The sequence below is a fragment of the Streptomyces sp. NPDC047453 genome (assembly GCF_040643155.1).
Classification (GTDB): Bacteria; Actinomycetota; Actinomycetes; order Streptomycetales; family Streptomycetaceae; genus Streptomyces.
Window position 1 is genome coordinate 1 of the sequence record NZ_JBEYTS010000137.1, and the last position, 8,462, is coordinate 8,462.

Below are 8,462 nucleotides of genomic sequence, written 5' to 3' on the forward strand. Positions count from 1 at the left end.
CCAGTTCTACCGGGGCTCCGCTTCTCGCGTCTGGCGTCCTTCCAAATCAGCCCTCACTTGCAGCCACGCACCAACCCGTAACTTCATGGCCTTGGCCTTTAGGCACTTGCCAGTACGATCAGCGTGAGCACCGCGGGCACGGCGGGCACAGCAAAGCCGCCGCGGTAACTGCCGTGGAGGTAAAGCACTCCCGCCATGACGAGCGGCCCGGCCCGCGTCCCAGCGCGGCGGTGGTGTGGGGAGCATTGCGTCCCGCGCGGAATAGCGCATGGCTCGCCCGCTGCGCTCGGCGGCGATCAGCAGGGCGCCCAGCGGCCAGTTCCCGGCGAGGGTCAGGAGCGGTATCACGATCGCCCGACTGGCGTGGGGCCGGCCGCGCCGGCTCCACGCCAGTCGGCCTCGCCTGGTCCCTGCTCCGCCGGCTGAGCAACCGCGTTTAAGGTGGCTGCCTGGATCAGCCTGCGTACACGCGGTGAACGAACTCGGCGAGCTGGTCGTCGGTGAGGTGACGAGCGACGTCCGCCTCGCTGATCATGCCGATCATGCGCTTGTCCTTGAGCACCGGCAGACGCTTGATCCGGTGGTCCTCCATCTCACGCAGGACTTCGGAGACATCGGAACCGGCGTCGATCCAGCGCGGCGTGCCCTCGCACAGGTCACCGCACGTCACCTGCGCGGGGTCGTGACCTGCGGCGATACATTTCACGACGATGTCACGGTCCGTGATGATGCCGCACATCCGGTCGTCGTTGTTCGGGTCGCTGACCGGCAGCGCCCCCACCTCGTGGTCCCTCATCATCTGCGCGGCGCGGTCCAGCGTTTCGTTGAGGGGAATCCACTGGGCTGCAGGGGTCATGATGTCTTTGGCAGTCGTCATCGTTCGGCTCTCCACTGTGTGCGGGCTTTGGCCAGGCCCTTGTTGGCGGCCACGGCCACCCTCCGACTTCTCCTCGTTTCCTCTTGCCTAGCGCCCTCACCAGCGCCGTTTGGGCACCATGGCGTCTCGGCAGGACGTCAGCGCCGCCGACGCGTGTTCACTGTGAACGGGGGTGCTGCCGGGGTCGCGCTGCACGGCTACGCCTGCGGCCACCGCCCTAACTCCAGTGTCCGACGAGAGGTCCAGGTCTGCACGTCGTCCCCCCATGGTCCTGCCGTCGCCATGCGCTGACGGATGGCGGCCGGTGCAGTGAGCGGTGACCGCCCGGTCTGCACGGCGTCGTCTACCGCCGGAGCCCTCATGTCACAGCGGTACCGCCGACGCCATTGTAGACGTGACACGCCTGCTCCCGCTTTCCTGGCTTCCCGTCACAATGTCGTGGGTCAGCCGACCGGCCGTACGGTCCGCTTCCAGTAAGCCGGCATGTCAGACCACCGGTGCCCCAGCAGGTCGCACTGGCTTCTCCCCACCACTTACGGGAGTTCCTCCATGCGCTCCTCCACCCTGCGGAGACTCTTCAGGCGCACCGCTCTGGCCGCCGCCTGACCACGGTCACCCCCCTTGCCCCGAACCGCCGCGGCCGCCGGCACCCTTCAGCAGGTCACGAACTTCGGATCCAACCCCGGTAACCTGGCGATGCACGAGTACGTGGCCGCGAACCTCCCCGCGAACGTGCCGCTGGTCGTGGCCCCGCACGGCTGCAGTCAGTCGGGAAGCGACCACCATGCGCATTCCGTCTGGCAGAAGTTCGCCGACCAGTGGGGCTTCGCGGTGGTCTACCCGCAGACCAGCGCGGCCAACAACCTCCTGTCCTGATTCAGTTGGTTCGACCCCGCCAAGGACAGCCGCGGCAAGGGCGAGGCGGCCTCGGCCATGCAGATGGTCGACACCGCCGCGGCGCAGTTCGGCTCGGACCGCGGCTGATCTTCGTGACCGGCCTGTCCGCCGGCGGAGGCATGACCGCCGACCTGCTTCCCGGAACTCCGCGCTGCCAGGAGTCTGTCCCGCGGCAGGTTCGCGCCGAGAAACCGAACACGGATACGCCGGGCACACGGGGAACCAAGGGAAGCAGGGCATTTCGCTCCGGTCGATAACGAGCAGACGATCCGGCATGTCACTCATAAGATGATCAGCGTGTGGCATCTTCACGCCGCGTCCACAATGCAGATTCCAAGGGCAACCTGGCCGTCGAGGGCGGATCGGTGTGGCCGTGCTCGGCCAGGGGGACCGGACTGAGTGAACGGCCCTGGCGAGAGTGCTGCCGTTGACTCCGAGGAGCCGGGCGAGCAGGTCCGGGGTGCCGACATTGCACATGAGCACAGTGAGCCTTACCCGGAAATGATCCTGTCTGGCGACAGGCCCCGCAGGTCGTCACGGTGGCGAGCGGTGAAACCGGGACGGCGGTGCACCAAAGGCGCGGGTGAAGGCGGCGGTGAACGCCGAAGGCGAGGCGTAGCAAAGCCGACCCGAGACTTCGGTGACGGAGGCCGAACGCAGCATGGGGAGTGTCGCCAACAGCCGCGCGCGGGCCCGCCAACTGGCCGGGCTCTCTCCTGTCTCCCTGCGAAATCGCCGGGTGAAGGCACGTTCACTCATGGCCGTCCGCGCGGCCCACGCGGCATTGGTGACGGTCACGTCCGGGGCCGCCAGGTAGGCGCGGCAGAGCGCCGCGAGGTCGGGAGAAGCGGGCATACCGATGTGGAACGGAAGCGGGGCGAGCGCGGCGATCTCGTGCAGCAGGAGCGCCGCGACGTGTCCGTCGCGTCCGGACAGATCGTAGTCGGGCTCGAACTCGACTGCCGCCAGTAGCAGTTCGCGTAGCAGCGGCGGCACGTCCACGACCGTGCAGGTGGCGGGCCACCACGGCACGGCCTTCGGCTCGATGTACAGGCTCCGGGTGCTCACCTGGAGCATCCGGACGCGGTGCCGGGTCGCAGCGGGGATCAAGAGCGCACGCTCGGGCGGAACGGTCCAGGAGCCATCGGCGGTGTCGGCGACCATGACACCGGTGGCGCCGTAGAGGAACTGCGCACGCCGGTGCTCGTGCCAGTCCAGCAGATGACCAGGCGCGTAGTCGGTGCCGATCGGTAGGACGGCCCGGTCAACGTGGTCCACATCGGTCAGGGAGACGTTCTTCACCCCTCCCACTCTAGTGGCCGAGAATCAAAGGATTGACGCCGACCATCGCATGCGGGAAGAGCTCCGAAGCTGGTGGAGTGGCCCCTGTGGATGTTGCGGTATTGCTCGGTATTGGAGTCCTCACCGGACTTACGACGGTGCTGTTCGGATTCGGCGGCGGATTCGTCACCGTCCCGGTCGTCATGTGGGCGGACGCCAGCCTCGGTTCGGATTCGATAAGAGTGGCGACGGCCACCTCAGCTGTGGTCATGGTGGTGAACGCCGGGTTCGCGACGGCCGTCACTCCACGGCACACCCTCGACAGGTTGAGGGGAAGCGGCACGCTGGTCCTGCTGCTGGCTTGCGGGGCCTCGGTCGGCGCGCTCGCCGCGCTTCACGCGCCGTCCGGGCCGGTTAGGTGGGCGTTCGTCGTGTACGTTGCCCTCACTCTCGCCGACCTGCTCCTGCGCCCAGGATTCGTACGCCCTTGTGCTCAGGAGACGACGACCGGCGGGCCGAAGCGGCTACCGACCGCCTTCGGTGCGCCGATCGGTGCGGTGGCGGCTTTCCTCGGCGTGGGAGGCAGTGTCATGACGGTTCCAGCAATGAGACGGGCCGGGCACACAATGCAGGTGGCGATCGCACTCGCCAACCCCCTCACCTTTGCCATCGCGCTCCCGGCCGCCGCTGTCTCCTTGTGCACCTCCGCAGCTCCCGTCGCCGCGCACGTACAGGCGCACCTGGCCGGCACTGTCGACCTCCGTGCCGCCACGGCCCTCCTGATCGGTGCACTGCCCGTAATCGCTGCGCTACGCCGCCGACCACCAAAGATCGCCGACCGAACCCACGCCCGGGCCTATACAGCGCTCCTCGCCGCGGTCGTCATTGCGATGCTCTTGCCAAGATGACGGGCATCTGAGCGCCCCGCGATCTGCTGCCGTACCCGGTCGCGGCGAGCCACGTCTCCAGGGTGCGGAGGCGAGGCAGGTCAGGCGGAAGACCGTTCACGCGTTCGATTCTAGAGGCGGGGTCAGACGGTCACGGCGTTGCCGGACGAGACCTGATCGTCAACGTTTCTCTGGGGCGCCGCGGGTGTGCGGTTCGGATTCACGCAGCTCAGAAGCGGTCGGAGCGACCATAGCTGGTGCAACGCCTGTGGTGCACGAGGGCGAGTGCGATTTCACCCGGACGCGCGTAATCGGCCTACATGAGTGGATCCGGCGGCAACGACGCCGCGCACCGGTCGTTGTGAGTGGCATGGGACGAGCTTCGAGAGCACGGTCAGCGATTCGTACTCAGCGAATGGCGGCTGGCGGCCTGCTGATCCGCCGGCCCCGGCCCGCGGACGAGCAGGCCCTGCTTGAACTGCTGCGGCAGGTGGAGTTCACCAGCCTGGAGGTCGCCGACGAGATCGCTCGCGCCGTCGCCCAGGTCGAGCGTCTCGACCCGTCACCGCTGATCAAACGCTGCTACTTCACGTGAACGAAGCCACCGCACAGATGCGACAGTGAGCCGGCAAGCGGTGAGCGCGGCTTCGTTGCGCGGTGCGGTCATGGCGAGATCACCGAAAGTCGGGACCGTCGGCCGGACCTGCGGCTTCCGAAGCGGCAGGAGAACCGGCCTAACGCCGTGCGATCAAGCCGGGGAGCAGTGACCATGCCAGTGTGCACACGTGACTTGATGAGCATCGACCGGAACCGGATGACAGTTGCCCTCCAACCGACACGAACAACGCGATCACCGATTCTTCCGCGATGGGCGGAGTAGATGCGGCAGTGGGCGCCTGTGCCGGGGAAGCGGTGAGCCGGTTCGAAGCGGCGCTTGACAACGATGTCCTCGCTCCACACCTGTGCCGACCAGCGGGGTAAGAAGCCGAGGTCTGACACCACTAACTCTCATGAACCGTAGGCGCCGTGCGGGCGAGGACTGATAGAGAGAGGTGTCCAGATGAAAGCGATCGTGGTGACGGACCAGGCCGCAGGAACGGCCGGGATGACGCTGATGGAGCGGCCCGAGCCGGAGCCGGCGATAAACGATGTCGTCGTTCAGGTTCATGCGTCGGGATTCACTTCGGGCGAGCTGACGTGGCCCTCGACCTGGACCGATCGCCTCGACCGCGACCGAACACCGTCGATTCCCGGGCAAGAGCTGGCCGGAGTGGTCACCGCCCTCGGCTACGGCACGACGGGTCTCTCGGTGGGACAGCGCGTGTTCGGCATGACGGACTCGTATCGCGGCGGTGGGCTGGCGGAGTACGCGGCCGTCGAGGCACGCAACCTCGCGCCGCTGCCGGGCGACGTCGACTTCACCGTGGGCGCCGGCCTTCCGATGCCGGGCCTGACCGCGTGGCAGGGACTGTTCCAGCACGGCCACCTCCAGGCCGGGCAGAGCGTCCTCGTGCACGGTGCGGCCGGCTCAGTCGGGTCCACGGTGACGCAGCTCGCCCGTGAGTTCGGCGCCTACGTCATCGGCACCGGACGCGCTGCCGACCGTCACAAGGCACTCGACTTCGGCGCAATGGAGTTCGTCGACCTCGACCACGACACCCTGGAGGACGTCGGCGGCGTCGACCTGGTCTTCGACGTCATCGGCGGCGACATCCAGAAGCGGTCCGCAGGCCTGATCCGGGCCGGAGGAACACTGGTGACCATCGCCGGACCGCCTGAGGCGCGGCCCGCCCACGGCCTGGCGATCGACTTCGTCGTCCTGCCCGATCGTGCCCAACTGGGTGAGATCGTCCAGCGGGTGCGGGACGGACGACTGCGGACGAACATCGGCAACGTCGCGACCCTCGACGATGCCGTCACCGCCCTCAACCCGACCGAGCGGATCAGCGGGCAGACGATCATCCGCGTTCGTCCGTGAGCGACACGTGGCTCTCCCCGCAACCACCAAAGAGACACATGACCGAGGAGACAATTCCCATGAAGGCGATCGTGGTGACGGACCAGGCCGCAGGAACGGCCGGGATGACGCTGATGGAGCGGCCCGAGCCGGAGCCGGCCATAAACGATGTCGTCGTTCAGATTCATGCGTCGGGATTCGTCCCGACCGAGATGGCATGGCCCTCGACCTGGACCGATCGCCTCGACCGCGACCGAACACCGTCGATCCCCGGACATGAGCTGGCCGGAGTGGTCACCGCCCTCGGCTACGGCACGACGGGTCTCTCGGTGGGACAGCGCGTGTTCGGCCTCACCGACTGGCATCGCGACGGCACCCTCGCCGAGTACGCGGCCGTCGAGGCACGCAACCTCGCGCCGCTGCCAGGGGACGTCGACTTCACTGTGGGCGCTGGCCTTCCGGTCTCAGGCCTCACCGCGTGGCAGGGACTGTTCCAGCACGGCCACCTCCAGGCCGGGCAGAGCGTCCTCGTGCACGGCGCGGCCGGCGCAGTCGGGACGATGGTGACGCAGCTCGCCCGTGAGTTCGGCGCCTACGTCATCGGCACCGGACGCGCTGCCGACCGTCACAAGGCACTCGACTTCGGCGCAATGGAGTTCGTCGACCTCGACCACGACACCCTGGAGGACGTCGGCGGCGTCGACCTGGTCTTCGACGTCATCGGCGGCGACATCCAGAAGCGGTCCGCAGGCCTGATCCGGGCCGGAGGAACACTGGTAACCGTCGTTGGGCCGCCTGAGGCGCGGCCCGCCCACGGCCTGGCGATCGACTTCGTCGTCGAGTCCGATCGTGCCCAACTGGGTGAGATCGTCCAGCGGGTGCGGGACGGACGGCTGCGGACGAACATCGGCAACGTCGCGACCCTCGACGATGCCGTCGCCGCCCTCAACCCGACCGAGCGACGCCAGGGGAAGACGATCATCCGCGTTCGTCCGTGAGGACTCGGGCGGCGGGCCCGGCGAACGAGGGCGGCGGCGCCTCCACGGCGATCTGGGTGTCGTCGCGGATCGCGTCCCAGGGAATGCGGCCCGAGCGGCGGGCCATGCCGACGTACTCGCACATTCGCTTGTAGTCGCGCTCGGTCTTGGCGAGCACGCCGTCGCTGAGGGGCACGTAGTAGAGCTGGCGCAGGGAGACGGGACGGCGGTCTCGGTAGCAGTCCAGGACGGCGTCAACCGCGGTGATCACGCGGAGGCACGATGAACCGGTCGCGGGCGTTGCACGCCGCCAGGAACAGCTCCACGATCTCCCGGTCCGAGGCCCTCTCGCCCTTCTTGCGCCGGAGGCGGCGAGGTGGCCGGGCGTTCCCCGGTCGACCGCGGCAAACAGGGCCTGAACGCTCGGGCATGACGGACGGATACGGCATTCCCCTGGGTCGCGTCCTGGCCGGCGCCAACCGCCACGACTTCCCACTGCTCGCCCCGACCCTGGACCGCCTGAACGACCTGGGTCCGCTGCCCGACGACATCACCGTCCACCTGGACGCCGGCTACGACTCCGGCAAGACCCGCACCCTGCTCAACGCACGCGGCCTCCACGGCCGCATCGCGCACGGAGGAGCTCCACTGGAGCCGCGCAGCCACCATTCAGCGTGAGAAGGGGTATGCGACCACCACCACAGAATTTGCCGGGCCGTGGTGTGGACGAGCGTGATTTCGACGCCTTCTACACCGCGAGCGTCGGCCGGCTCGTCGGCCAGTTGTACGCGATGACAGGTGACCGGGGATCTTGCGCGCAAGCCCCGTCCCTTCAGGGCGGGGTCAGCGCATCCTCGAACTGCGCCCGGTCGTCAGGCCGGGCGTGGCTGCTGTTCGATGGACTGCTGGATGATCGACTGTTTGTCGTCGTGGGCCAAACGCTACGATCGCGGCTGTGCAGTTGAGGTACAACTTCCGCGTTACCCCGGGCCCGGTCAGCGCGCCGCGCTGGCGAGGGCGTTCGGGTGCGCTCGTGTGGTCTTCAATGACGGGCTGCGTGCCCGGCAGGAAGCCCACGCGGCCGGGCTGCCGTACGTCAAGGACACCGACTTGCAGAAGCAGGTCATCACTGCTGCCAAGTGCACCGATGAGCGGGCGTGGCTGGGTGAGGTGTCCTCCGTGGTGCTGGTGCAGTCGCTGCGGGATTTGCACGCCGCGTACCGGAACTTCTTCGCCACTGGCAAGCGCAAGGGCCCCAGGGTCGCGCCGCCCCGGTTCAAGTCCCGCAAGGACCGGCGGCAGTCGATCCGGCTCACCGCGAACGGGTTCAGCATCCGGCGCAACGGGCGCCTGTACGTGGCCAAGGTCGGCGAGTTGCGGGTGAGGTGGTCGCGCACGCTGCCGTCCACCCCGACGTCCGTCACGGTCACGATGGATGCCGTCGGCCGGTACTGGGCCTCGTTTGTCGTGGACACCAACCCGGACATCCTCCCCGAGACTGGGACGGACACCGGGATCGACCTCGGCCTGAACCACTTCGCCGTCCTCGCTGACGGCCGCAAGGTTGATTCCCCGAAGTTCCTGCG

The 8,462-nt window shown here is 68.0% G+C and carries 7 protein-coding genes and 4 pseudogenes; 8 read left to right on the forward strand and 3 right to left on the reverse strand.

The features are described from left to right. Positions 1-454: 454 nt before the first annotated feature. Positions 455-877 (reverse strand): CBS domain-containing protein, encoded by a 423-nt coding sequence (locus tag ABZ818_RS41620; protein WP_361427236.1) that lies wholly within the window; start codon positions 875-877, stop codon positions 455-457. A gap of 549 nt (positions 878-1,426) precedes the next feature. Here ABZ818_RS41620 and ABZ818_RS41625 point away from each other — a divergent pair. Next, positions 1,427-1,911 (forward strand): annotated as a pseudogene (locus ABZ818_RS41625) (PHB depolymerase family esterase); the annotation flags it as partial. Between the two features lie 397 nt (positions 1,912-2,308). Here the strand turns inward: ABZ818_RS41625 and ABZ818_RS41630 are convergent. After that, positions 2,309-3,076: a helix-turn-helix transcriptional regulator gene (locus tag ABZ818_RS41630; protein WP_361427238.1), complete on the reverse strand. Its 768-nt coding sequence runs from the start codon at positions 3,074-3,076 to the stop codon at positions 2,309-2,311. A gap of 86 nt (positions 3,077-3,162) precedes the next feature. On the opposite strand from ABZ818_RS41630, the gene ABZ818_RS41635 reads away from it, so the two are divergent. The 4 genes from ABZ818_RS41635 (at position 3,163) to ABZ818_RS41650 (ending at position 6,897) form a co-directional block, all read left to right on the forward strand. Next, positions 3,163-3,963 (forward strand): sulfite exporter TauE/SafE family protein, encoded by an 801-nt coding sequence (locus tag ABZ818_RS41635; RefSeq protein WP_361427250.1) that lies wholly within the window; start codon positions 3,163-3,165, stop codon positions 3,961-3,963. A 394-nt stretch (positions 3,964-4,357) separates the two neighbouring features. Continuing rightward, entirely contained in the window at positions 4,358-4,537 is a 180-nt protein-coding gene (locus ABZ818_RS41640) for a hypothetical protein (RefSeq protein ID WP_361427241.1), read from the forward strand. A 465-nt stretch (positions 4,538-5,002) separates the two neighbouring features. Further along, positions 5,003-5,920 (forward strand): NADP-dependent oxidoreductase, encoded by a 918-nt coding sequence (locus tag ABZ818_RS41645; protein WP_361427244.1) that lies wholly within the window; start codon positions 5,003-5,005, stop codon positions 5,918-5,920. A 59-nt stretch (positions 5,921-5,979) separates the two neighbouring features. Next, positions 5,980-6,897, forward strand: coding sequence for an NADP-dependent oxidoreductase (locus ABZ818_RS41650; protein ID WP_361427253.1), 918 nt, complete (start codon positions 5,980-5,982; stop codon positions 6,895-6,897). Here ABZ818_RS41650 and ABZ818_RS41655 read toward each other — a convergent pair. Further along, positions 6,878-7,147 carry a hypothetical protein gene (locus tag ABZ818_RS41655; protein WP_361427247.1) on the reverse strand — a complete coding sequence of 90 codons (270 nt, stop codon included), beginning with the start codon at positions 7,145-7,147 and terminating at the stop codon, positions 6,878-6,880. The two genes, ABZ818_RS41650 and ABZ818_RS41655, sit on opposite strands and share 20 nt — an antisense overlap. A 96-nt stretch (positions 7,148-7,243) precedes the next feature. Here ABZ818_RS41655 and ABZ818_RS41660 point away from each other — a divergent pair. From ABZ818_RS41660 to ABZ818_RS41670, 3 pseudogenes are all read left to right on the forward strand, one after another. Continuing rightward, positions 7,244-7,479, forward strand: a pseudogene (locus tag ABZ818_RS41660) (IS5/IS1182 family transposase); the annotation flags it as partial. Positions 7,480-7,562: 83 nt separating this feature from the next. Then, a pseudogene (locus ABZ818_RS41665) lies at positions 7,563-7,679 on the forward strand (SigE family RNA polymerase sigma factor); the annotation flags it as partial. Between the two features lie 152 nt (positions 7,680-7,831). Further along, positions 7,832-8,462: pseudogene (locus tag ABZ818_RS41670) on the forward strand (transposase); the annotation flags it as partial.

Excerpts from the sequence above, each read along its gene's own strand:
- ABZ818_RS41620 (WP_361427236.1), bottom strand. The coding sequence starts at position 877 with ATGACGACTGCCAAAGACATCATGACCCCTGCAGCCCAGTGGATTCCC.
- ABZ818_RS41640 (WP_361427241.1), top strand. The coding sequence starts at position 4,358 with ATGGCGGCTGGCGGCCTGCTGATCCGCCGGCCCCGGCCCGCGGACGAG.
- ABZ818_RS41645 (WP_361427244.1), top strand. The coding sequence starts at position 5,003 with ATGAAAGCGATCGTGGTGACGGACCAGGCCGCAGGAACGGCCGGGATG.
- ABZ818_RS41650 (WP_361427253.1), top strand. The coding sequence starts at position 5,980 with ATGAAGGCGATCGTGGTGACGGACCAGGCCGCAGGAACGGCCGGGATG.